This is a genomic window from Mariniphaga anaerophila (genome assembly GCF_900129025.1).
Lineage (GTDB): Bacteria > Bacteroidota > Bacteroidia > Bacteroidales > Prolixibacteraceae > Mariniphaga > Mariniphaga anaerophila.
On the sequence record NZ_FQUM01000006.1, the window covers coordinates 155,896 to 180,069 of the forward strand.

Annotated in this window: 24 protein-coding genes; 13 read left to right on the forward strand and 11 right to left on the reverse strand. The window is 42.2% G+C overall.

Going from position 1 to position 24,174, the window contains the following annotated elements; genetic code table 11:
• The first annotated feature begins 108 nt into the window (after positions 1-108).
• From mdh to BUB08_RS13525, 8 genes are all read left to right on the forward strand, one after another.
• On the forward strand, positions 109-1,044 hold the full coding sequence (mdh, locus tag BUB08_RS13490) for a malate dehydrogenase (protein WP_073002416.1): 936 nt from the start codon (positions 109-111) through the stop codon (positions 1,042-1,044).
• Positions 1,045-1,131: 87 nt separating this feature from the next.
• Positions 1,132-1,566: an aspartyl protease family protein gene (locus BUB08_RS13495; RefSeq protein WP_073002417.1), complete on the forward strand. Its 435-nt coding sequence runs from the start codon at positions 1,132-1,134 to the stop codon at positions 1,564-1,566.
• 69 nt (positions 1,567-1,635) lie between these two features.
• A complete protein-coding gene (locus tag BUB08_RS13500) occupies positions 1,636-2,043 on the forward strand; it encodes a hypothetical protein (protein ID WP_073002418.1) in 408 nt (135 codons plus the stop codon).
• 130 nt (positions 2,044-2,173) lie between these two features.
• Positions 2,174-5,179, forward strand: a complete 3,006-nt coding sequence (gene secDF / locus BUB08_RS13505) for a protein translocase subunit SecDF (RefSeq protein ID WP_073002419.1) — start codon at positions 2,174-2,176, stop codon at positions 5,177-5,179.
• A 242-nt stretch (positions 5,180-5,421) separates the two neighbouring features.
• Entirely contained in the window at positions 5,422-5,793 is a 372-nt protein-coding gene (locus BUB08_RS13510; protein ID WP_073002420.1) for a Sec-independent protein translocase subunit TatA/TatB, read from the forward strand.
• Between the two features lie 15 nt (positions 5,794-5,808).
• A complete protein-coding gene (locus BUB08_RS13515; protein ID WP_073002421.1) occupies positions 5,809-6,471 on the forward strand; it encodes an ABC transporter ATP-binding protein in 663 nt (220 codons plus the stop codon).
• A gap of 43 nt (positions 6,472-6,514) precedes the next feature.
• Positions 6,515-7,282, forward strand: coding sequence for a TIGR02757 family protein (locus BUB08_RS13520; protein WP_073002422.1), 768 nt, complete (start codon positions 6,515-6,517; stop codon positions 7,280-7,282).
• 1 nt (position 7,283) lies between these two features.
• Positions 7,284-8,000: a tRNA1(Val) (adenine(37)-N6)-methyltransferase gene (locus tag BUB08_RS13525; RefSeq protein WP_073002423.1), complete on the forward strand. Its 717-nt coding sequence runs from the start codon at positions 7,284-7,286 to the stop codon at positions 7,998-8,000.
• On the opposite strand, the gene BUB08_RS13530 is transcribed toward BUB08_RS13525, so the two are convergent.
• Positions 7,997-8,500 carry a flavodoxin domain-containing protein gene (locus BUB08_RS13530; protein ID WP_073002424.1) on the reverse strand — a complete coding sequence of 168 codons (504 nt, stop codon included), beginning with the start codon at positions 8,498-8,500 and terminating at the stop codon, positions 7,997-7,999. The genes BUB08_RS13525 and BUB08_RS13530 overlap by 4 nt on opposite strands.
• A gap of 204 nt (positions 8,501-8,704) precedes the next feature.
• Here BUB08_RS13530 and BUB08_RS13535 point away from each other — a divergent pair, with 204 nt between their 5' ends.
• Positions 8,705-9,373 carry a ferredoxin--NADP reductase gene (locus tag BUB08_RS13535; RefSeq protein ID WP_073002612.1) on the forward strand — a complete coding sequence of 223 codons (669 nt, stop codon included), beginning with the start codon at positions 8,705-8,707 and terminating at the stop codon, positions 9,371-9,373.
• Between the two features lie 69 nt (positions 9,374-9,442).
• Here BUB08_RS13535 and upp read toward each other — a convergent pair whose 3' ends face one another.
• The 3 genes from upp to BUB08_RS13545 all read right to left on the reverse strand — a co-directional run bounded on the left by upp (position 9,443) and on the right by BUB08_RS13545 (position 11,358).
• On the reverse strand, positions 9,443-10,105 hold the full coding sequence (gene upp / locus BUB08_RS13540; protein WP_073002425.1) for a uracil phosphoribosyltransferase: 663 nt from the start codon (positions 10,103-10,105) through the stop codon (positions 9,443-9,445).
• A 261-nt stretch (positions 10,106-10,366) separates the two neighbouring features.
• Positions 10,367-10,534: a hypothetical protein gene (locus tag BUB08_RS20370; protein ID WP_175550010.1), complete on the reverse strand. Its 168-nt coding sequence runs from the start codon at positions 10,532-10,534 to the stop codon at positions 10,367-10,369.
• Positions 10,535-10,773: 239 nt separating this feature from the next.
• Positions 10,774-11,358 carry a hypothetical protein gene (locus BUB08_RS13545; protein WP_139249713.1) on the reverse strand — a complete coding sequence of 195 codons (585 nt, stop codon included), beginning with the start codon at positions 11,356-11,358 and terminating at the stop codon, positions 10,774-10,776.
• Positions 11,359-11,695: 337 nt separating this feature from the next.
• Between BUB08_RS13545 and BUB08_RS13550 the strand changes: the two genes are divergently transcribed.
• Together BUB08_RS13550 and BUB08_RS13555 are read left to right on the forward strand one after the other, a co-directional pair.
• Positions 11,696-12,403 (forward strand): 2-phosphosulfolactate phosphatase, encoded by a 708-nt coding sequence (locus BUB08_RS13550; protein WP_073002427.1) that lies wholly within the window; start codon positions 11,696-11,698, stop codon positions 12,401-12,403.
• 16 nt (positions 12,404-12,419) lie between these two features.
• Positions 12,420-13,595 carry a MalY/PatB family protein gene (locus tag BUB08_RS13555; protein WP_073002428.1) on the forward strand — a complete coding sequence of 392 codons (1,176 nt, stop codon included), beginning with the start codon at positions 12,420-12,422 and terminating at the stop codon, positions 13,593-13,595.
• 55 nt (positions 13,596-13,650) lie between these two features.
• Here the strand turns inward: BUB08_RS13555 and BUB08_RS13560 are convergent, their stop codons facing one another.
• From BUB08_RS13560 to BUB08_RS13580, 5 genes are all read right to left on the reverse strand, one after another.
• The gene (locus BUB08_RS13560; protein WP_139249714.1) at positions 13,651-14,640 is read right to left on the reverse strand and encodes a glycosyltransferase family 9 protein; all 990 of its coding nucleotides are present in this window, start codon (positions 14,638-14,640) and stop codon (positions 13,651-13,653) included.
• On the reverse strand, positions 14,637-14,879 hold the full coding sequence (atpC, locus tag BUB08_RS13565; protein ID WP_073002429.1) for an ATP synthase F1 subunit epsilon: 243 nt from the start codon (positions 14,877-14,879) through the stop codon (positions 14,637-14,639). The genes BUB08_RS13560 and atpC overlap by 4 nt, the downstream gene beginning before the upstream one ends.
• 14 nt (positions 14,880-14,893) lie before the next feature.
• On the reverse strand, positions 14,894-16,399 hold the full coding sequence (gene atpD, locus BUB08_RS13570; RefSeq protein ID WP_073002430.1) for a F0F1 ATP synthase subunit beta: 1,506 nt from the start codon (positions 16,397-16,399) through the stop codon (positions 14,894-14,896).
• Positions 16,400-16,511: 112 nt separating this feature from the next.
• Entirely contained in the window at positions 16,512-17,504 is a 993-nt protein-coding gene (locus tag BUB08_RS13575; RefSeq protein WP_217651620.1) for a polyprenyl synthetase family protein, read from the reverse strand.
• Entirely contained in the window at positions 17,497-19,893 is a 2,397-nt protein-coding gene (locus BUB08_RS13580) for an efflux RND transporter permease subunit (RefSeq protein ID WP_073002431.1), read from the reverse strand. The genes BUB08_RS13575 and BUB08_RS13580 overlap by 8 nt, the downstream gene beginning before the upstream one ends.
• A gap of 241 nt (positions 19,894-20,134) precedes the next feature.
• On the opposite strand from BUB08_RS13580, the gene BUB08_RS13585 reads away from it, so the two are divergent.
• A complete protein-coding gene (locus tag BUB08_RS13585) occupies positions 20,135-21,622 on the forward strand; it encodes an aldo/keto reductase (RefSeq protein ID WP_073002432.1) in 1,488 nt (495 codons plus the stop codon).
• A gap of 84 nt (positions 21,623-21,706) precedes the next feature.
• Positions 21,707-22,372 (forward strand): inorganic pyrophosphatase, encoded by a 666-nt coding sequence (locus tag BUB08_RS13590; protein WP_073002433.1) that lies wholly within the window; start codon positions 21,707-21,709, stop codon positions 22,370-22,372.
• Positions 22,373-22,408: 36 nt separating this feature from the next.
• Here BUB08_RS13590 and BUB08_RS13595 read toward each other — a convergent pair whose 3' ends face one another.
• Both BUB08_RS13595 and BUB08_RS13600 read right to left on the reverse strand, forming a co-directional pair.
• The gene (locus BUB08_RS13595) at positions 22,409-23,653 is read right to left on the reverse strand and encodes a cation:proton antiporter (RefSeq protein WP_073002434.1); all 1,245 of its coding nucleotides are present in this window, start codon (positions 23,651-23,653) and stop codon (positions 22,409-22,411) included.
• Complete coding sequence (locus BUB08_RS13600) at positions 23,650-24,153, reverse strand: dihydrofolate reductase (RefSeq protein WP_073002435.1); 504 nt, start codon at positions 24,151-24,153, stop codon at positions 23,650-23,652. Before BUB08_RS13600 ends, BUB08_RS13595 begins: the two co-directional genes overlap by 4 nt.
• Positions 24,154-24,174 lie beyond the last annotated feature (21 nt).

The following is a 24,174-nucleotide window of genomic DNA, read 5'->3' on the forward strand; positions in this document are numbered from 1 at the left end:
ACCATTTACAAGACCGGGTTTAAATTTTCAACATCAATTATTTCAGCTATATTTGCACCACTCAAAACAATTCGTATTTATTATAAACGTAATAAACTCATATTCAAAATGAAAGTTACTGTAGTTGGAGCTGGCAATGTTGGAGCAACCTGCGCACAGATTGTTGCCCAGAAAAACATTGTAAAAGAAGTGGTACTTCTTGATATTAAAGAAGGAATTTCTGAAGGAAAAGCACTGGATTTATGGCAAACTGCCCCGGTAAATTATTACGACACACGTTTGGTTGGCTCAACCAACGATTATTCAAAAACTGCTGATTCCGAAGTTGTGGTAATTACTTCGGGTGTGCCACGTAAACCCGGAATGAGCCGCGACGACCTCATTTCTATTAATGCCGGAATTGTAAAAAACGTTACCGAAAATGTGGTAAAATATTCCCCAAAAGCAAAAATTATTATTGTTTCCAATCCGCTTGACGTAATGACTTACGCTGCTTACGTTACAGCCAAGAAACCGAAAAACGAAGTAATGGGAATGGCCGGAATTCTGGACACTGCCCGCTACCGCGCTTTTCTGGCAGAAGCCCTCGATGTTTCCCCGCGCGACATTCAGGCATTGCTGATGGGTGGACACGGTGACAGTATGGTTCCGCTACCACGTTATACAACTGTTTCCGGAATTCCGGTTACTGAACTTATTGACGAAGAAAAACTGAACGCCATTGTAGAACGCACAAAAAAAGGCGGTGGCGAATTGGTTAATCTGATGGGAACTTCTGCATGGTATGCTCCGGGTTCAGCTGCTGCTCAAATGGTTGAAGCAATTGTTATGGACCAGAAACGTATTTTCCCATGTTGTGTAAAACTGGAAGGCGAATTCGGACTGAACGATATGTTCGTTGGTTCTCCGGTAAAACTCGGAAAAAACGGTGTTGAACAAGTTATTGAAGTAGCACTGAATGATGACGAGAAAAAACTGTTGCACGAATCGGCAAACGCTGTTAAAAGTGTAATGGGCGTACTTGACGGAATGAACATTTTGTAACATTCTGAAGTAAGGAAAAGACCAAAATATTATTATAGTTAAAAGAGCTGGTTCTACGGAATCAGCTTTTTTGTTTTACTTTGGCACATGAAGATAAAAGTTCCACTACAGGTTGTTGAACTGGAAGACGACAACTTTCATTTGGTAGTAAATTCGTTTTTTGCCGATGGCACCAGCGGGTTCTGGGTGGTAGATACCGGCGCGTCGAAAACTGTATTCGACAAAAACCTCCACAGCTTTTACGAATCGGAAGAAAGTGGTTCGGATCAATTGCACACCGCCGGAATAGGCGACAAACCCATTGAAACTACCATCGCTTATTTGCTCCCGTTTTCACTCGGCAAACTAAAAGTGAAACACTTAAAAGCAGCCCTCCTCGACCTGAGCCACATCAACAAACTCTATTCAAAAGTTACAAGCCTGAAAATTTGCGGCTTGCTGGGTGGCGACTTTCTGATGCACCACAAAGCCGTTATCGATTACAAAAAAAAGATTATGGTACTACAAACTCCAAACGCTTGATTTTACCGAATCCGTGCTTTGCAATCCTGAACTATTTCGGTATATTTGCCCCGCAAAAATTGTAACTAGGTGAAGTTCAAACTGAAAATATCGAAAAAAAGGCTTTTGCAGTTTCTGCTTTTTATAGCATTAACAGGCGTGGCATTTATTTTTGATAAATATTTTGAAGAACACCCCGATGCACTAAAAGAACTGAAATCTGAAAACGAAAGCAAAACCACAGACCACGGTACAATTTGCTTGTTTTCACAATCGGTTAACCTCAACGCAAAATCACCCGTTCAGAAAATAAACGAGAGGAAGATATACGAACAACACCACAACAAATTTCTTCAGAAATGCCATCAATTGCGTGATTGCCAGATTCTAAAATCGGAACCCGACGCTTTAAAAAAGCCGTTATTCCTTTCTTACCATCACCTAATTTTCAGGCATTACTACTTCTCCCATCCCGACGAAGTCCCGGCAATTTCCTAATTTTTCTGTTTAACAAATCGTTTGACAGAATTGCTCTGAATGGCTCTATTCCATTCAGAAAGAGACAACTCGGAAGAAATTCCACAAGAATTTATTGAACAAAACATAACAATTTAAAAATTAAAATCAGATGCAAAACAAAGGTGCAATTTTAACATTTGCTATCCTGCTTGCTGCAGTCTGTCTGTACCAGCTTTCTTTTACATTTAAAGCCAAACAGATAGAAAAAGACGCCGTGGAATATGCCCAGGGCGACGCAGTCAGGGAGTTTAACTACCTCGATTCTATTTCAGGAGAGGTTGTTTACAACTTTTTAGGCTTGAAAAAATTCACTTACAAAGAAGTGAAAGAACTGGAAATAAACCTTGGTCTTGACCTTAAAGGCGGTATGAACGTAACTCTCGAGGTTGCCGTTGACGACCTTATCAGGGCGTTATCAAATTACAACAACGACCCAACCTTTAATTCAGCACTGCTGCGTGCAAAAGAAATGCAGCGCGGAAGCCAGGAAGATTTTGTAACGTTATTCGGACAGGCATTTCAGGAAATTGACCCGAATGCTCGTTTAGCTTCGATTTTTCTGACGTTGGAATTGCGCGACAAAATCAACATCAACACTACCAATGCAGAAGTGCTCAACGTCATCAGAAAAGAAACTGATGCTGCTATTGACAACGCATTTAACATCATTCGTACTCGTATTGACCGCTTTGGTGTTGCCCAGCCAAACATTCAGCAGTTGCAAACCAAAGGCCGTATTTTAGTTGAACTTCCGGGCGTGAAGGACCAAAACAGGGTACGTAACCTGTTGCAGGGAACTGCCATGCTCGAGTTCTGGGAAACATACGAAAACCAGGAAGTTTATCCGTACCTGTTGCAGGCCAACGAAAGACTGAAAGAGATGCAGTCTGCCAACGCCGCAACAACTGAAACAGCAGCTCCGGAAACTGAAACACAAGATGCTGAAGCTACTACAGAAAAAGACACCACAGAAGAAAGTTCACTGCTTTCTGAGCTGGAAGCAGGAAGTGACTCTACAGGAACCGGGCTCGACAACCTGGAAAACTTCCGCAAAGAATTTCCGCTTTTTGCAGTACTTAATCCAAGCACCGACCAACAAGGACAGTTGTTTCCCGGACCGGTGGTAGGTGTTGCACAATCAAGAGACACATCAAAAGTAAATGAGTTCCTTAACAGGGAACAGATAAAAAGCATTTTCCCGCGTGACATGATGTTCCGCTGGACTGCCAACTCAGTAGATAAAGCCGGAAACTTTTACCGGTTAATTGCATTAAAAGCAAACACCCGCGACGGACGCGCACCGCTTGACGGAGACGTAATTACTGATGCACGTCAGGATTTCGACCAACTAGGTTCCAATCCTGAAGTTTCAATGACAATGAACAGCGAAGGTTCAAAAACCTGGCAGCGTCTTACCAAAGAAAACATCGGGAAATCTATTGCCATTGTGCTCGATGGTTATGTACGTTCGTTCCCAACCGTTCAGAACGAAATTTCCGGAGGCCGTTCCAGTATTACTGGCCTGGAAAGCATTGAAGAAGCAAAAGACCTTGCAAACATTCTGAAATCAGGAAAGATGCCTGCTCCTGCACGCATTATCCAGGAAGAAATTGTAGGGCCTTCTCTTGGTAAAGAAGCCATCAACAGCGGTATGTATTCATTCCTGATTGCATTTGCGCTGGTTCTTATTTACATGCTTTTCTTCTACAGCAAAAACGCAGGGCTTTCTGCCAACGTTGCGCTTATTGCCAACATGTTCTTTATTATTGGCATTCTGGCATCTTTGGGTGCAACATTAACCCTTCCCGGTATCGCAGGTATTGTGCTTACCATAGGTATGTCGGTTGATGCCAACGTGCTTATTTACGAAAGGGTGCAGGAGGAACTGCGTGCAGGAAAAGGATTGAAACTTGCTGTTTCTGACGGTTATAAAAACGCATATTCAGCAATTATTGACGGACAGGTTACCACACTGCTTACCGGCATTGTACTTTACGCATTTGGTTCTGGCCCGATTAAAGGTTTTGCGACAACATTAATTATTGGTATTGCAACCTCACTGTTCAGCGCCATATTTATTACCCGCCTTATTTTTGAATGGAAACTGAAACACAGTAAAAACATCCTGTTCTCTTCAAAACTTACAGAAGGCTGGCTGCGTCACACCTCTATCAAATTCCTGGAAAAAAGGAAAATTGCTTACATTATTTCCGGAACTTTAATTGTTTTGTCCATTGGCTCGCTTGCCATCCGCGGATTGAACTACGGCATCGACTTCAGAGGCGGCCGTACTTATGTTGTTCGTTTGGACAAAGACGTAGAGGTTGGTGATGTTCAGCAGGCGCTGGAAGCACCATTTGGCTCGGCTCCTGAGGTAAAAACATTTGGTGACAACAACCAGGTTCGTATTACTACCACTTACAAAATTGAAGACGACAGCGAAAACGTGGACAACGAAGTGGAAGCACTGCTGATGCAGGGTCTTAAAGACGCTAACCTGTTGGACAAAGATGTTTCTCTCGAAGAGTTCACTTCGGACTACCAGCTAAGTTCTCAAAAAGTAGGGCCGACTATTTCAGACGACATTCGTAAAGACTCTGTAATTGCAATCAGTTTTGCATTGATTATTATTTTCCTTTACATATTGGTTCGTTTTACAAACTGGCAATTCGGGCTGGGTGCCATTGCTGCTTTGGCGCACGACTCGTTAATTGTACTTGGAATTTTCTCACTGCTCTACAATGTCCTTCCATTCTCTTTGGAGATTGACCAGGCATTTATTGCAGCAATCCTTACCGTGTTGGGATATTCCATTAACGATACCGTGGTTGTATTCGATAGAATCAGGGAATACCTGAAACTTTACCCGAAAAGGAAACGCGAACAAAACGTGGACGAAGCAATCAACGGAACGCTGCGTCGTACTTTCAGTACTTCACTCTCTACGTTTGTTGTATTGCTCGCTATCTTCCTGTTTGGCGGAGCCACTATCCAGGGCTTTACATTTGCTCTGTTAGTAGGGGTTGTAGTAGGTACTTATTCATCTATTTTTGTAGCTACTCCTATTGCTTACGAGTTCCAGAAAAATCTGACAAAAAAAATCGCAAAAAAATAGGGCAACCGAAATAAAAAGTAAATCCTGACAGGTTTCAAAATCTGTCAGGATTTTTTTATTCCATTAGATTTCCAACTCAGTTGCCTCCGTCCGGAAAAGCAGCAGCAAAACACAAATCATATCGTTTTAAAATGCAGGATAGTCAACCGCATTGCAAGTTGCAGCGCTATTGCTTTTTTATTGAAATATACTGTTTATTTGATGGTGCCAATTTGTATATTTGTGGCTAAAATTATTCAAGAATGAATTACATACTATTCATAAGCGGAGGAGAACTGGTTTTGGTTATGTTGCTGGCATTGCTCTTTTTTGGAGCAAAAGCCATCCCCGACATTGCAAAAACCCTGGGAAAAGGCATGCGTGAATTCAGAAAAGCGACCAACGAAATAAAACGTGAGTTTGACGAACAGACTTCCGATATAAAAAGAGATATAAGCGAAGTAAAATCGGCTGTCAACCGGGAAACAGATAATATTAAACACAGTCTGGACGACGTTTCTTCTACGGTTGACCGCGAAACTGAAAAGATAAAAAGAGACTTCGACGATGCTACAAATCCTGCTGACGAAAGCGAGGAAACAAAAAAAGTAATCGAAGATCATCCAGAAGATTAGCAAAGCCCAAACAGTTTGATTAAAGCCGAGAACATAAAAAAATCGTTCGGATCCCTTCAGGTATTAAAAGGCATCCATCTCGAAATTCCGTTCGGGAAAATTTATTCCATTGTAGGAGCCAGTGGAGCAGGCAAAACCACTCTTCTCCAGATTATCGGAACGCTGAGCAAACCCGACAGCGGCACAATTTTCTACAACGACAAAAATATTTCTTCACTTTCGGAAAAAGATTTGGCAGCTTTCCGCAACAGCGAAATCGGATTTGTTTTTCAGTTTCACCATCTTTTGCCTGAATTTACGGCGCTGGAAAATGTTTGTATTCCGGCATTTATTGCACGGCGCCAGAAAAATGAAGCAGAAAAAGAAGCGCTTCGGCTGCTCGATTACCTGGGATTAAAAGGCAGAGTAAACCATAAACCATCGGAGCTTTCAGGAGGAGAAAAACAACGTGTTGCCGTGGCCAGAGCATTAATCAATAAGCCGTCGGTAGTACTGGCCGATGAACCGTCAGGGAACCTCGACTCGGCAAACCGCGACGACCTTCACGACCTGCTTTTTCAGCTTCGCGACGACTTCGGACAAACGTTTGTAATTGTAACCCACGACGATCATTTTGCAGAACGTTCTGACAAAATCATTGGCATAAAAGACGGCCTGATTGACGAAGCAATGGGCTAAACAAAAATCCCAATGAATTTCAAATTTCCGGAGTAGAGAAGTTATGAAAGAAACTGATCTTAAATCGTTTTTAGACGAGAAGGTAGAAAAATATAACCGCCCGGCTTTTATCGAAACCGATCCCGTTCAAATTCCCAAACAATTCAGCCAAAAAGAAAACATAGAAATTGCAGCTTTTTTAGCCGCTACCATTTCGTGGGGAAGCAGGCCGGCAATCATAAAAAATGCCATGCGTTTAATGCAACTGCTGGACAACCGCCCTTACGAATTCATCACCCAGGCCTCAGCGAATGAACTCAAGACACATCTGGAACCGTTTGTTCATCGCACATTTAACGGGCAGGATTTAATCTATTTTGTACGTTCTTTAAAAAACATTTACGAAAACCACGGGGGGCTTCAGCAGGTGTTTGAAACAGGTTTTCAAATAGAGAGTTCGGTAAAGTCAGCATTGCAGTACTTTTTCCGGGTATTTTTCGAAATTCCGGGCGAACGCACACGAAAACACGTTGCCAACGTAGAACGCGGCGCTTCTGCCAAACGGCTTAACATGTTTTTAAGATGGCTTGTCCGTAACGATAACCGCGGAGTGGATTTCGGGCTGTGGAACGGCATTCCGGCATCGGCCCTTATGCTGCCGCTTGATGTGCACACCGGAAATGTTGCACGAAAACTAAATATATTATCCCGGAAACAAAACGACTGGAAAGCGGTGGAAGAAGTTACTTCAACACTTCGTAAATTTGATGCTGCAGACCCGGTGAAATACGATTTTGCACTTTTCGGACTGGGAATTTTCGAGAAATTTTAACATGGGACGAAACAACTATTTTCAGTTTAAGCAGTTCAGAATAACCCAGGAGCATTCTGCCATGAAAGTAGGAACCGACGGCGTTTTGCTGGGGGCCTGGGTAAACGTTTCGAAGGCAAGTTCTATTTTAGATATTGGTGCCGGCACCGGCGTTATTTCAATTATGGCAGCGCAACGCTCGTGCGCCACGGTTATCGGGATAGAAATTGAAGAAAATGCAGCAAACGAAGCTGCTGAGAATGCCGGAAACTCGCCTTGGAACAATCGCATTTCCATCCTGCATACAACTTTTCAGGCTTTTTCGGAAACATGCACCGAACAATTCGACCTGATTGTTTCCAACCCGCCCTTTTTTACCAACAGCCAAAAATCGAAAAGTAAACTGCTCGCCATTGCCAAGCACAACCACCTCCTGCCTCTTTCCGATCTTGTGGAAGGCGCAGAAAAGTTGTTATCACGCACTGGAACATTCGCAGTTATCCTTCCTGTTGTTCAGGCAAAAGAACTTATTAAAAAATGCAAGGCCGAAGGACTGAGTTTGTGCCGATTGACCAAAGTGCGCCCCAACAATCTGAAACCCACCAACCGGTATCTGATGGAATTTATTCGGGAGGAATGCACCACAGCAGTAACCACCCTCAACATTCACACTGATAAGAGCAACGGTTTTACAGAAGAATACAAAACGCTGACCCGCGATTTTTATCTGAATTTCTAAACCAGAAAAAGGAAAGGATTAAAAACACGATCCATCCGTTTCGAAAATTTTCGAACCTCCTCCGAATCGACTTTTGACGTGCTCTGCCTTACCTGAGCAACTTTTTTCACAACCATTTTTTCCAAAAAATTCATTCTGTCAAAGTCAAATGCTCCACCAAAAAATGCAGAAGCTTTTGCATTTTCCAGCAGCTCTTCCGGGTAGGCATTTTCCAACTGTTTTTGCGCAACTTCTCCCTCTTCCATACAACAAATAAACAACCCGAGTTCTTTTTGCAGTAGAAGAGCAGAATTGGCACGGCAGAACTCTTTCACTTTTTTCTGAACCTGCCCTGCATGAATAGAACCTCCCACAATTACGCGGCTGTACAACTCTGGAGAAGGCACAGATTCCTTTTTCAAATTTTTCAGTGTAACATCTCCTCCGAGATAATCTTTCATCTGTTCCGCTATTTTTTCGGTACAGCCATGATTCGTAGCATAAACGATTAATGTTTTCATGTTTTATTGTTTTTTTCTGGCTTTAAAAAATTTTGTTTCCCTGGAATTTGTTTGAAAATTATCCAATTCCTTTCGAACAATTGTGTTAATAATCGGTTAATTCTCTAAATTAATCGGTGAAATAAAATACCAAAAAGTCTTTTATTTATTTTTGATACTATTTTTGCAATTCCTTATAATTTTAGATTAGCAATGACAATAGAAATGAAACCAGAAGTTCAACTTAATACGAATTACTACAAAGTACAAAACATTAAAAATTTAACAGAGAGTACTTTTGTTTTACAACTCCCGAAAAGCAGGTTCAAGTTTGAATCAGGACAACATATTTCGCTCTCCATTTCGGGCGATTATCAAAGTCGGGAATACTCAATTTACAGTGCTGAAGATGACGAGCACCTTGAAGTGTTGGTAAAAGAAGTGGATGGGGGGTATTTTTCGCCTAAACTGAAACACCTTAAAGAAGGTGATATGGTTGAAGTGCACGGGCCTTTCGGCCGCTTTTCACTCGACGCGCAAAAACGCGATTCACACAAACACATTTTCATAGCCAGCGGAACAGGAATTGCGCCTTTCCACAGTATGGTAAAAAGCAATCCCGGCCTCGACTACCAGGTTATTCACGGCGTAAGACACACCAACGAAGCCTATGAGCGGGAGGAATATGAAAACGGCAAATACTTTTTATGCACGTCTCGCGACACCGACAGCGATTTCCACGGAAGATTAACCGCCTATTTAAAAGAAGCTGAATTCGATAAAAATTCGTGTTTCTATTTATGTGGCAACAGCGACATGATTTTTGACGCCATGGAAATCCTGAAGGAAAAAGGGTTCAGCCGCGATGATGTAAACGTCGAAGTGTATTTCTGATAAACAATCCGCAGAAAATTACCGAAAAATGGCAGAACTTTTTGTTCTAGGTCAAGCAGGTAATTTTCTCTATTTTGAATCAATTTTTTCTCCGTAAGCAAGGTCTCCGGCATCTCCAAGTCCGGGAACGATGTACGATTTCGGCGTCATTTCCGGATCAATTGCGCCAAGCCAAAGCGTTACATTTTCGGCCTTAATGGTTTCGGTAATGTAATCAACCCCCTGCTGGCTGGCAATAATTGAAACCAAATGCACATGTTTCGGAGTTCCTTTGCTGAAGAGTGCATGGTAACCAATTTCCATGGAACGGCCAGATGCAAGCATCGGGTCTGAAAGAATTACCACTTTATCATCCAGCGAGGGCGACGCCATGTATTCAAACTCAATCTCAAAATCACCACTTTCGTTGTATTTCCTGAATGCAGAGATAAAACAGTTTTCTGCCCTGTCCAATATTTTCAGCAAGCCATTGTGCATGGCAAGCCCGGCTCTCAAAATAGTTGCAAGCACCGGTTGCTTTTCCAACAATGGTACTTTGGCAATTCCCAACGGAGTGGTTACATCGGTTACTTCGTACTTCAGGTTTTTGCTGATTTCGTATGCGAACAATTCGCCAAGACGATAAAGATTTTCACGAAACCGCAATGGGTCTTTTTGAATGGACACGTCTCTAATTTCCGCCAGGTACTGGTCGAACACAGAATGGTTGTTGCCCAAAACTCTTATTTCCATTTTCTTAATAAATTAAATATACGCTGAACAGCCAACGAAAGGATGAAAAGAAATTTTACATCTCAACGGCTTTTTAAGAAAGCCAATTAGCTTCAAATTTTTCCGAGCGCAAAAATGCGAAAAATCACGAAAAAAGCCGTCAATTTTTAAGAGTTATTTGGAAGAACCCGCCTTCAAACCACTTCTGCATGCAAAAAAAGCGGCCCTGCCAAATCTGACAGAGCCGCTTTATATCGTCTTAATAATAGATTCTACCTTACATCAAAGGCTGAAAAGCATATCGGCACCCCAAAAAATACCGAAAATAATTGCAACTCCCGCAATTGCTCCTGCTGCCAGGGTCAAGATAAGATTCACCGGCAGTTTTTGTTTCACATCACCAGATCCTGTTGTAATAACTATCTGATTTTGATTCACTTTTGTTTCCATAGTTTTCAATTTTCATTAAAAAAAAGACTAACATGTCTGCTGCAAAAGTATGAATTATTTTTCAAACATGTTTTACAGCATAAATTTTAACATTTACATTAAGCCTCTGTTAACTCCTGAACCACAAACAAAAACGCAACATACATCGAAAAAGTATGCTGCGTACAAAGCCATTTGGCATAAAGCAAAAAAAAGGCCCTGCTAAGCAGGACCCTCTCCCTTTTCATCCATTAACCAATCTATTTCACCAAATTGTAAGTAAATTCTTCGTCGTTTGAAGCCAAAACCACACGGTAAGATCCTTTGTCAAGTTTAGACAAATCGTATCCGGTAGTAATGTTAAACTCGCGTCCCAACCTTGTTTGGTAAACCAACCCTTCGTTGTTGTAGAAATACAATTTCAAGTTTTCTTTGTCGAAGTTCAGGTAAGAAAGCTTCAACTCACCATTTTCATAATCGAAGTAAGGAGCGAAACGCACTTTTGATTCGCCAACTTCAATTCCGTTGCCTGAAACTTCAAAGTCGTTAATCAACTTTGTGTCATTAACTTTCATGTTTAATACGTAATTCCCGGCGGCCAAGTCTTTAAAATCATACACCTGTTTAAAATCGGTAACAGCTTCATTGGTTTGTTTGTAGTATACCAATTCGCCGTTTTCTGTTTCAATGCTTACCTCAAAAATTGCCGGATTCTCGTTTGTTACAGCAACGATTGCCCTTTCTGAATTAAGGGGTATTACATTCATTTTTGGCTTCTCAACTGCATTTGTTATTGTCGCAAATGCCAACGCTGCTACAGTAAGTGCTAATTTAATTGTTTTCATGTCTTTCAATTTTAATTGTTTAATTGTTTTCAAGTCTTTTCTATGTCCAGCCACTTTCGGCTGCTTTTTAATTCTTTCGACTTTCTCATTCCTTTTACCAAGAATGACGATGCAAACATAGGACGTTTTTGAATATTATGCTGTAAAACATGCGTTAAAAGTTTGTCAAATAAATGTAAACTTAATAAAGTCTGCGTTAACTAAATGTAATATTGAATTTATCTTGCTAATTATAAGATTTTTACAAAAATCAAACGTTTGCATTACAATTATCATGCCTATTTTTAAAATGATATGTTAAGTTATTTTTACTTATTTTCGCAAAAAGAACAAAAAAATGAACATTCAGATACTACAATTGCTCGAAGGAGCAAGAGCAGCTACAGGCCTCACTGTAGTAATTGACGTATTCAGAGCATTTTCTACCGCCTGCTACGTTACAGAAAAAGGAGCTGAAAAAATTATTCCGGTAGGAGACATCGAAAAAGCCTACTCTTTAAAAGAGAAACACCCCGATTTTATATTGATGGGCGAAAGGAATGAAAAGAAACCACCACGGTTCGACTACGGCAACTCACCCACACAATTGCAAAATACTGACTTAAAAGGAAAAACAATTGTTCACACAACCAGCTCTGGCACACAGGGCATCGCTGGTGCCAAAGGCGCTTCCGAAATTATTACCGGAAGTTTTGTAAACGCAGGCGCTATTATTAATTATATAAAATCCAAAAACCCGAAAAACGTATCGCTGGTTTGCATGGGTTATGCCTGCGAATTTCCGACCGACGAAGACACCCTTTGCGCAGAATACATAAGAAACGCTTTACTCGGGCAGCCCAACAATTTCGATAACATGAAAAAAACCATATGGGAAGGATCCGGAAAACGTTTTTTCGAACCTGAAAAACAAGAATGGGCTCCTAAAGAAGATTTCAACCTTTGCCTTGAGCTAAACAAATTTAACTTTGTACTCAAAGTCGAACACGAAAACAACTACAGTTACCTTAATAAAATAACAGTTTTGCCGCAAACAAACCACTAAAGCAACAAACAACAAAATGACAAAAAAATATAACTTCGACGAAATAGTTCCCAGAGAAGGAACCAACTGTATTAAATACGATGGCCGGGAATGGATTTTTAAAACCAACGACGTGCTGCCTCTTTGGGTGGCCGACACCGATTTCAGAACTCCCGATTTTATTACCGAAGCCATAAGAAAAAGGGCTGAACACGAAATTTTCGGCTACACTTTTAAACCCGAATCTTATTTCGAAGCTGTTATTGGCTGGATGAAACGCCGCCACAACTGGGAAATAAAAAAGGAATGGATCTCTTTTAGTCCGGGCGTTGTTGCCGGCCTCACCCTGGCCATAGAAACATTCTCCAAACCCGGAGACGGGGTTGTTGTTCAGCCTCCTGTTTACTTCCCTTTCTTCGACAGCGTAAAAGGCACAAAACGCAAAATGATTGAAAATCCGTTGAAACTTCAAAACGGACGTTATACATTCGATTTCGATGATTTGAAATCCAAAATCGACAAAAACACAAAACTGCTATTGCTTTGCAACCCGCAAAACCCCGGAGGAATGGTGTGGACCAGAGAAGAGCTGGAGGAACTGGCAAGCATTTGTTTTGAAAACGATATAATGGTAATCTCAGATGAAATTCACTCCGATTTGACCTACCATCAAAATCACCACATTCCTTTTGCTTCCCTTTCTGAACAAGCGGCAAATAATTCAATTGTTTGCATGGCTCCCAGTAAAACATTTAATGTTGCAGGACTTGCGTCTTCTCTCATTATTATTCCCAGCAAAATAAAAATGGCGCGTTACGAACGAGCATTAAGCGTCGGACACCTGGGCATGGGAAATATTTTTGGCTCGGTTGCTTTGGAGGCCGCATACAGCAACGGCGACAACTGGCTCGACCAACTGCTGGATTACCTTTGGAACAATTACATTTTCCTCGAAAACTTTATAAAGAAACACCTGCCGAAAGTAAAAGTTATGAAACCGGAAGCCACCTATTTGGTTTGGCTGGACTTCAGGAAATTTGGAATGAACGACGAAGAACTAATGAAATTTACTATAGAAAAAGCTAGAGTAGGACTGAATAACGGCGGACGTTTTGGAACCGGCGGCGATGGTTGGCTGCGACTAAATATCGGATGCCCGCAAAGCGTTCTAAAAGAAGGGTTGGAGCGACTGGCAAAGGCTTTTAACAATTAACCGCTATTTGTTTCGCCCCCTACACACTCGAAACGACATAAAAGCAGGAAAAAATTTAATCACCAAAATTCTTCTCAATCCAGGCTATTGCCTTTGCTGCATCTTGTTCTTTCATGCACCGAAAATGTTTTCGGGGACATTTGCGGTACCCCAGCTTCGAACAGGGACGACATTTCACTCCACTTACCTCAAGCATTTCTGATGCCGGGTCTGCCTGGTAAGGATACATTCCAAATGCAGGGACAGTATTTCCCCAGAACGAAAGGATTTTCTTTTTAAAAGCAGCAGCAATATGCATCAACCCAGTATCGTTGGCCAACACCACCCGAGCACCAGGCAACAAACTGGCCGACTGATGAAGACTTATTTTTCCGGTCAGGTTGAAAACATTATTGCCGGTCTCCCTCACAATGACTTCAGCTTCCCCCGTTTCGTCAGGACCACCCAATAGAACAACCGGGAACGAAATTCCATTGCAAATTTCAATCACCTTTTCAACAGGTAGTTTTTTGGTTGCCCAGGTTCCTCCAATCACAAAAGCAACGTAACCTTTCTGATGCTTCTCCGGAAGCTCGGCAACATTAAACTTTTCATTTTCAGGAATAAAAAAGTCCAACCCATCCTCATCATTCTTCACATCAAAAGCAGAAAGAGTTTCCAGATTTCTGTCAACGATATGATTTTCAGGAAGCAAATTGATTTTTAAACCAACCAGCAAAAATTTCTGAATATTAAGTTTCTGAAATGAAAACGAAGGAACGCCCAGGCTGCTTTTTATCCGGTTGCTCCTTAAATTTTGATGCAGATCAATTATATAATCGAATTTTTCTTGCCGCAGTTGATGAATTAACCCGGATAAACTATCTGAAAAAGTGTGAACTCTATCGATGTATGGATTTGGCGAGACCAGGGATTCGTACTTTTTCTTGGTCACAAAATGCACCTCTGCGCCTTCAACCTGCTTTTTTAAACAACGCACCACAGGCGATGTAAGCACAATATCTCCGATGGAGCTTAGTCGTATGACCAGGAATTTGATTTTCAAACTGATTCCAGTAAAACAATTATTTTGTTGTCTTTATTCTCCACAATTCCCCCTTCAATTTCCCAGGTAAGCTTTTGGTCATCGTTATCGATAACCCTGACTTCACCTCTACCCAGAGTAGAAATAATAGGCGCGTGGCTATTCAAAATTTCGAATAACCCTTTGCTTCCGGGCAGCCTGACTCGCTTTACTTCTCCCTGGAATATTTTTTTGTCGGGTGTGATGATTTCAAGAAACATGCTCTGATTTTTAATTACTTGCCAGCCAGCAAACGTTCTCCTTTTTCGATGGCTTCCTCAATGGTTCCCACCAGGTTAAAAGCGCTTTCAGGATATTTGTCGACTTCGCCGTTCAAAATCATATTAAAACCTTTCACCGTATCTTCTATGGACACCAGCTTTCCTTCGAGCCCGGTAAACTGAGACGCCACAAAGAATGGCTGAGACAGGAAACGCTGCGCACGACGTGCACGGTGCACGACCAATTTGTCTTCTTCGGAAAGTTCATCCATTCCCAAAATTGCAATAATGTCCTGCAATTCTTTATAGCGCTGCAACAAATTAATTACTTTCTGTGCGCAATCATAATGTTCATCTCCCACAATTTCAGGAGTAAGAATACGCGACGAGGAATCCAACGGATCTACCGCAGGATAAATACCCAGCTCCACAATTTTACGACTAAGCACTGTTGTAGCATCCAGGTGAGCAAAAGTTGTTGCAGGCGCCGGGTCGGTAAGGTCATCAGCCGGCACATAAACGGCCTGAACAGATGTAATTGACCCGTGTTTTGTAGAAGTAATACGTTCCTGCATAATTCCCATTTCCGTTGCTAAAGTAGGCTGATACCCCACTGCGGAAGGCATCCTCCCCAAAAGCGCAGATACTTCGGAACCTGCCTGGGTAAACCGGAAAACATTGTCAATAAAAAACAGGATATCCCGTCCGGCTCCGGTTTCGGTTCCGCTATCGCGAAGATTTTCGGCAATGGCAAGCCCCGACAGGGCAACACGCGCACGTGCTCCCGGTGGTTCATTCATCTGTCCGAACACCATGGCCAGCTTCGATTTTTTCAGGCTCTCCTCATCTACTTTAGAAAGATCCCAACCGCCCATTTCCATGGATTCGCGGAATGCATCTCCGTAATCAACAATACCTGCTTCAATCATCTCACGCAACAGGTCGTTCCCTTCACGTGTTCGTTCGCCAACACCGGCAAAAACAGACAAACCACTATGAGCCAAAGCGATATTATTAATCAACTCCTGAATCAACACGGTTTTTCCTACTCCAGCCCCACCAAACAATCCGATTTTTCCACCTTTTGCATAAGGTTCAATCAGGTCAATAACCTTGATTCCGGTGTACAAAACTTCTGTTTCGGTAAGCAAATCTTCGTATTTCGGCGGTTCGTTATGAATCGTAAACCCGTCTTTAGGAAGTTGCTCCAACCCGTCAACGGCATCGCCCGTCACGTTCAGCAACCTACCCAGGGCTTCTTTTCCCTGTGGCATAATAATAGGTTTGCCGGTGGGAATAACATCCATGCCACGTTTTAGCCCGTCGGTTGAATCCATTGCAATACAACGGATGGTATCTTCACCAATGTGCTGCTGACACTCAACCACAAGGTTATCTTTTCCTTCTCTGACAACCTCAAGGGCATCGTAAATGGTTGGCAATTCTCCGCCTTCTTTCTCAAAACTAATGTCAACTACAGGACCGATTACCTGAATAATTTTTCCTTTGCTTTGATTCATCTGTTTTTATTCATTTGAATAGCGATAAAAGGTACCGCTTCTTTTTTAGCGCCACAAAGTTACAAAAGGTTTAAGTTCATTCAACAAAAAAATACTTTTAAAGCTTTATTTGTCACGACCTACGCCCCAACATACTCTCCATCAATTCGATAAGAAACTTTTTATTAAGTTCATTTACGGGCAAGTGGGCAAGTATTTTTTCTGCCTCAGAAAAATAAGATTCGATTTTTGATTCAACCAATTCTTTAATTCCCAACTGATTATAAATACCAGTAACAGAAGCAACCTTCTCCACCGCATCAAAATCAGTGGAGTTCAGCCAATTATCCAATATTTTTTTATTCTCTTCGGATGCTTTTTCAAGAGCAGTTATAAGCAGGTATGTTTTTTTGTTGGTTACAATATCGCCACCAATTTTTTTCCCAAACTTCTTTTGATCGCCAAAAGTATCAAGCCAGTCGTCCTGAAGCTGGAAGGCCATTCCAAGATTAATCCCAAAATCGTACAATTGCTGTGCGGTTTCGTCTTCGGCATTTGCCAACAATGCTCCCGCCTGCAAACTGCAGCCAAGCAGCACGGCCGTTTTCAGCTTAATCATCTCCAGATACTCTGCTTCAGTTACATCCAGCCTGTGTTCGAAATCCATGTCGTACTGCTGTCCTTCGCAAACTTCGAGCGCCGTTTTGGTAAAAAGACTCGCTACTTCGAACATCCTCCCCGAACGGCATTCCAATAAATACTGGTAGGACAGAAATGCCATGGCATCTCCGGAAAGTATTGCGCTGTTTTCGCTGAACTGCAAATGAACAGTAGGCATATTCCTCCGCACTTCGGCTTTGTCCATAATATCGTCGTGCAACAACGTAAAATTATGAAACACCTCAATCGCCAATGCAGCGGGCAGTGCTTTTTCAATTTCTTCAGAAAACAGATTATAGGCCATCAACAGCAAAACCGGACGCAAGCGTTTTCCGCCAACGTCGAGGGAGTAATCAATCGGAGCGTAAAGTTCTCCCGGTTTCCGGGCTCGTAACCCGGCCGACCTGCGAACAATTTCGTCGTTAATTCTGTTTTGCAACTCTTCTTTCGAATACATTTTATCCATTGTGGTTGTGATTATCTTTAATTTTCAGCTCTTCCAGTTCAATGTCCTCTTCTTCATCGTAGATATTCAGAAGCGGCTCTCTAAACGAACGGGTAGTTAACAAGCGGTCGAGGCTTGTGAGCAACGATGGCAGCAAAATAAGGTTGGAAGTTACTGCCACAAGCAATGTCAGAGAAACAAGAACTCCCATTGCAACCGTTCCGCCAAATCCGGAAAGGGAAAAAATCCCGAACCCGAAAAACAGCACTACCGAAGTGTAAAGCATGCTCACCCCGGTTTCTTTCAGAGCTAAAACCACTGAGCGCCTGATGTCCCATCCGGTAGCAATTAGCTCCTGCCTGTATTTGGCCAAAAAGTGAATGGTGTTATCGACCGAAATACCAAAAGCGATACTAAAAACCAAAATGGTAGACGCTTTTATGGGAATACCAGAGAATCCCATAATAGCAGCAGTAAATATTAACGGAATAACATTGGGGGTAAGCGACATGATGACCATCCGCCACGAAGAGAACATGATGGCCATAAAAATCGAAATTAGAAGAATAGCCAGCCCGAGACTGGTAAATAAATTTTTGAGCAAATATTGGGTTCCTTTAAAAGAAGTCACGCTCGAACCAGTAACGGTAACATCGTAATTATCAGCGGGAAAAATAGAATCAACATCGGCAATAAAATCAGCATACAGTTCTTCCATCCGCTTTGTTCCCACGTCTTTCATTCTGATGCTAATCCGTGTAACCTGCTTTGCGCTGTCAATAAAGGAATGCAGCATTCCGGCATCGTTGCCACCAAGCCGGGCATATTGTAATATAAAATTTTGTTCGCGGTTATTCGGAAGGCTGTAATAATCTTCCCGTCCATTGTAAAATGCCTGTTTCGAAAATTTTAAAAGATTCAGTAAAGAAATCGGAGGCGAAAGCTCGGGATACTCGGCCAGTTTTTTCTCCAACTGATCAATCTTTTTAAAAGTAGCCAGATTCATTACGCCTCCGGGACGTTTGGTATCTACCATAATTTCCAGAGGCATGAGCCCGTCAAAATTCGACTCAAAAAACTTCAGATCTTTGTAAACCGGGTCGTGTTCCGGAATATCGTCTACCATGTATCCGGAGCTTTTCATGAGGGTAATGCCGTAAAACCCAACTCCCAGAATTGCCAGAGCAACAGCATAAACCAGTTTACGCCGCTTTTCGGAAATAAAAATCAATTTGTCAATAATATCCGAAACAAATTTATTGTTAAGATGCTTTAAATGACGTGTTGACGGCGGTTCAATAAAACTAAATATAATAGGGATAAGTAATAACGACAAAACAAACAAGCCCATAATATTCAGCGAAGCCACAATCCCAAACTGCCTGAGGATGTCACTTTTTACAATAATAAAAGTGGCAAACCCCGATGCTGTTGTAAGATTGGTGAGGAAAGTTGCGTTTCCTATTTTTATGATTACACGCTGCAGCGCTTTTATTTTATTGCCGTGCCTTACATATTCGTGATGAAATTTATTCAGCATATAAATACTGTTGGGAATTCCAATCACAATTAAAAGCGGAGGAATCATTCCCGACAAAATGGTAATTTTATACCCGAACAACGACAACATTCCCATTGCCCAAACCACACCGGTAAGAACAATGATAACCGGGAAAATTACCGCTTTAAACGACCTGAAAAATAAAAACAGCACCACAATACAAATAACCAGTGCCAAAACACTGAACATGTATAACTCTCTTTTTATTTTTATGGAATTAACCACCCTGATGTACGGGAGTCCGGAGTAATGCAAAACCACCTGTTCTTTCTCCTCAAAATTGTGAGAAATCTTCTGAATGGATTTTATCATTTTCTCCCGGGCCTTGGTGTGCATTTTGTCTTTGTTTACCGTTATGGCAAGCAAGTATGTATGGGTTTCCGGATTGTAAACCAACTCCCGGTAAAACGGTAAACTTCTGAATATGTCTGCCTGCTCATCAATTTCTGCCTGCGTAGATATGGAGTCCGGGAAAATAGGAACAACCTCGAATTTACGTTTTTCAACGTTTTTCACCAGGTCGTACGTATTGGAAACCGACAACAAATCTTCAACTCCTTCCACCTTCGAAAGGTCGTCACAAAACTGCTTCCAGGCATCGAAGCGCTCAATCTGAAAAAAGTTAGAATCCTGAATCCCTATAATGATAAGATTTCCCTCTTCTCCGAATACCTTTACAAAGTTCTGGTAATCTTTATACGCCTGATCTTTCTTCGGAATTAAAGATGCGTATTCATAAGACATTTCAACTTTTCGTGCATGGTAACCCAGAAATAATGTAATTGCCACCAAAATACTAAGCAGGAGTATTTTATTTCTGAGGATAATGCTTGAAACCTTCAGCCACATATAATCTATTTGATATAAAGAAATTGCGAAAATAACAGAAATATTCGGAAAATGAAGGGAATTGCATCACGGGCTTCAACCGTAGATTTTAATATTAACATGAAGGTTGCGACACCCAACAGAAGAACGTTGTAAGCTGCTTTCAACCATATTTTTCCTTCCTTTCCTAAAAGAAAAGCACTTTGGAAAGAGCATTCCGATTAAGTTTAATATTTTGTAACTTTATGGAAAACTTAAAACTATGGCAACAAACAACAAGCACAACGTTTCCCGACGGGATTTCATTAAAGTAACCGCAGCAACTACTGCAGCCGTATCTGCACTCCCGCTTGGCGGCTGCAACACCGAAAAAGTTCCTGCTCCAATGAAACGCAGGTTTGGAAAGCACAATTTTATGGTTACCACGTTGGGGTTGGGAGGGCAGGCTTCGTTGCAGTGGACTCCGGAAGATGTAGACCCGGTTCCGATTATCCTGAAAGCATTTAAACTTGGTATAAATTATTTCGATACATCCAATCTTTACGCAGGAAGTCAGCTAAACTTCAACAAAGCATTTAAAAAGCTGAACCTGATTCCCGGAGAAGATAATTATGACGAAAAGCTGCGAAAATCGATCTGGCTGACAAGCAAAACTGCCATGCGCTGGGGGAAACCGGGATGGCCGGAAAAAGACGGCGTAATTAACTGGTCGAACGGCGAGAATGTAAAATGTGCAGTGGACGATGTAAAACGCTCACTCACCCAGCTTTTCGGAGACGGCCAGGGGAACTATCCCGCAGGAGCTTATCTCGACATGGTGCTCATACACACGCTCCACAACACCAGCGAAATAGATGTTTTATACGAAGGATTGGAAACTCCACTCGACCCTAACGGAAATTTTGGAGCACTGGTTGCCCTGCGTGACCTGCGCGATGGCACCAACCTGACAGGGATGAATCCGAAAAACGAAACATTAATTAAGCACATTGGTTTTTCAGGGCACAATAACCCGCCGGCAATGATTGACATGATTCAGCGGGACGAATGGGGAATTTTGGAAGGAATGCTTGTTGCCATCAATGCCAACGACAGGCTGATGTTCAACATGCAAAACAATGTAATACCGGTTGCCGAAGCCAAAGGGCTGGGAATTATTGGCATGAAAACCTTTGCCGATGCAGCCATGTATCACAAAGAGCCCACATGGTCGAACAAACCCGAACACGTTTTTCGCAATGTGGGAGAACCCGGGTTGCCAAGCCGCCCGTTAATTGAATACTCACTAACTACGCCGGGTGTTCACACACTAATTGTCGGCATCGGACACATCGACGAAAACCCGCTAAAATGCCAGCTGGTACAAAATTTTTATGCGGCGCAGATCGAACCTGACGGATTGAATGCTACCGAACGTTCAAGAATTGAAAAAATGGCTTCAGCTGTAAAAAACGGAAAGACCAACTATTTTCAAATGGGAAAAGAGGAATTTATTGCCGGACCGCGCATGCTGAAAGAAGAAAAGAAAGAAGGCGGAACAATTCTTACGTGGCAAACAGCATATGCCGGAGACGCGCCACTCGCCTATTACGAAGTAACAATTGACGGGAAAGTAGCCGGAAAGGTAGAACACAAACCTCAAACATTAAAAAGCAAGCCATTTGTTTTCGAAACGGACAAAACCGGCTCCGAGATACTTGTTGCGGCTATTGACAAGGCCGGCAACCACATGGAAACAAAACTGACATAACATAAATTAACTGCAAGAAAAACCTGTATTGTTTGAACCAAATGCTCTTTTAAAGGTTGATCTACCAATACAAAAAAATTAAAAATGGCAGACAGACTATCTGATCCAATCGGCCGCTTAATGGGACTTCGTTATAAATCACATCCATGGCACGGAGTTTTCATCGGGAAAGAGGCCCCCAAAGAACTAACCGCTTTTATTGAAGTGGTTTCCACAGACACTGTAAAGTACGAAATAGACAAAGACAGCGGATACCTTCGTATCGACCGGCCACAAAAATTCTCCAACGTAGTTCCTGCGCTGTATGGATTTATTCCGCAGACGTTTTGCGGTGAAAAAACCGGGCAGTTTTGCAGTGAAAAAACCGGAAAAAAAGGAATCATCGGTGATGGAGACCCCATCGATATTTGTGTACTAACCGAAAAAGTAATTTCACACGGCGACCTGCTGGTAAATGCCATTCCCATTGGCGGATTCCGAATGATTGACGGCAACGAAGCCGACGACAAAATTATTGCAGTTCTGCGCAACGACACTGTGTACGGGCATTTCAGAGATATTTCAGAAGTTCCGGAGATTGTCATCCAACGACTGGAACACTATTTCCTGACCTACAAAGATATGCCGGGCGAAGAGAAAGACACTGAAATTGCAGGAATCTACGATGTAAAAGAAGCGTACGAGGTAATTACCCGGGCGATGGAAGACTACAACCTTAAATTCGATAATTTGGGCAAGTTGTTGTCGTAACCCTGAAAAATAAGAAGAAGCACATTCTTTGAATAATCATCCGGCGGCAATTTCCTCAGGAGTTTCGGAATTGGTTTCCCCTGCTTTTTTAAGAGCCCGCACGGCGGCAATTGGCCCAATCACTTCGTGAAAAACGGCGCTCCCCATTACAACGGCAAGCAGCGTATCAGAAATATCTGAGAAATATGGATTTTTAGAAATCAGCAATGCCAGTCCGATTACAATGCCTCCCTGCGGAATAAGGCCTCCGGCAGTGTATTTCCGCACCTTTTTGGTTGCTCCGCCCCAGGCCGCCCCCACCCGCGAACCCAAATATTTCCCGGAAACGCGAAACACCACAAAAACAGCAATCAGGAACGCAGCTCCGGGTATTGCAGTAACATCAAGATGAAGACCGGACAGGATGAAAAAGAAAAGGAAAATCAGATCTTCGGTGTAGCGCTCAACAATTTTAAAAAACTGATTGCTCTGCTTGTTAAAGTTGGTAATAAACACGCCCAATGCCATGGCTGCCAGCAATTCATCAAAGTTCAACAGTGTTGAAATACCAAAAGAAAGAGCAATAAAGGCAACCAATATTACAATGCACTGCCCCTCCTTTTCAATCTTAAAAAACCGGGAAATAACCCCGGTCATCCACCCTAGGAAACAGCCAACGGCAACGGCCCCAAATATTGTGTACGCTGAATTTAAAAGCGATTGCCCTACGTTTGCCCCGTGGCTCCCGGCCAAAATTGCCGCAACAGTTACCGAAACGCTGTAAAGCAAAACCCCCACAGCATCGTCGAGCGCGGCAGTTCCCATTATTGTATCTGAAACTTGCCCCCGTGCTTTATATTGATGCATTACCGCTATGGTAGCAGAAGGATCGGTAGGACTGGCCAGCGGAGCAAGCAGCAAAGCAAGGATGAGTATCCAGTGGCTGGATATTGAAAAAAGCCCGGGAAAGAAAAATCCCAAAATAATTAATGCCACAAGAACAAAGAAAAACGGCAAAAGGCTTTCCAACAAAAGGATTCGCAGCAGAACAGTGCCGTAATTTTTCAGTTTCTCCCATTTTAGAGAGCCCCCCACTTCGAAGGCAATGAATGCAAGGCTGACATCAATTAACGGCTCGGTTTGCGAAAGCATGCTTTCTTTAAGAAAACCAAAGGTATGCGGACTAAAAAAAATCCCGGTGGCAATGTATCCAACAATTTTCGGCAATCCGGCCTTCTCAGCCAGAAACCCCAATGAGTAACCGACTAAAAGTAAAAGGCCTATTCCGAAAAGGATATTCATTTTTTAGTTTTTCGCTTTAAATCTAAATAAGAATAGTGAAACTCGTTTTTCTCATCGAAAAAATCTTCCCGGGAAACTTCATCCCACAGGGAGTAATCTATTTCAGGAAAAAAAACATCCGCTTCAAAAGGTTTGTGCACTATAGTTAAATAAAGCCTGCCGGCAAGCGGATAGAACTGCCGATAAACCATTCCGCCTCCAATTACAAATGCTTCCGCCTCATTTTTTACTTTTTCAACAGCCTCATCAATGGAAAAAACCACCTCGCACCCGGGAAAGCTGTCGTCGGGCTTGTCGGTAATTACAATGTGTCTGCGGTTAGGCAAAGGCCATTTAGGCAACGACAACAACGTATTCCGCCCCATAATAAGGGAATGCCCGGTTGTAATTTCTTTAAACCTTTTCAGATCGTTGGGCAAATGAAAAAGCAAATCGTTATTTTTTCCGATGGCAAAATTCTCGGCAATCGCTACTATTATGGAAATATTCTTGTAAGTCATTTAACTCCTCTAAATTAAAAA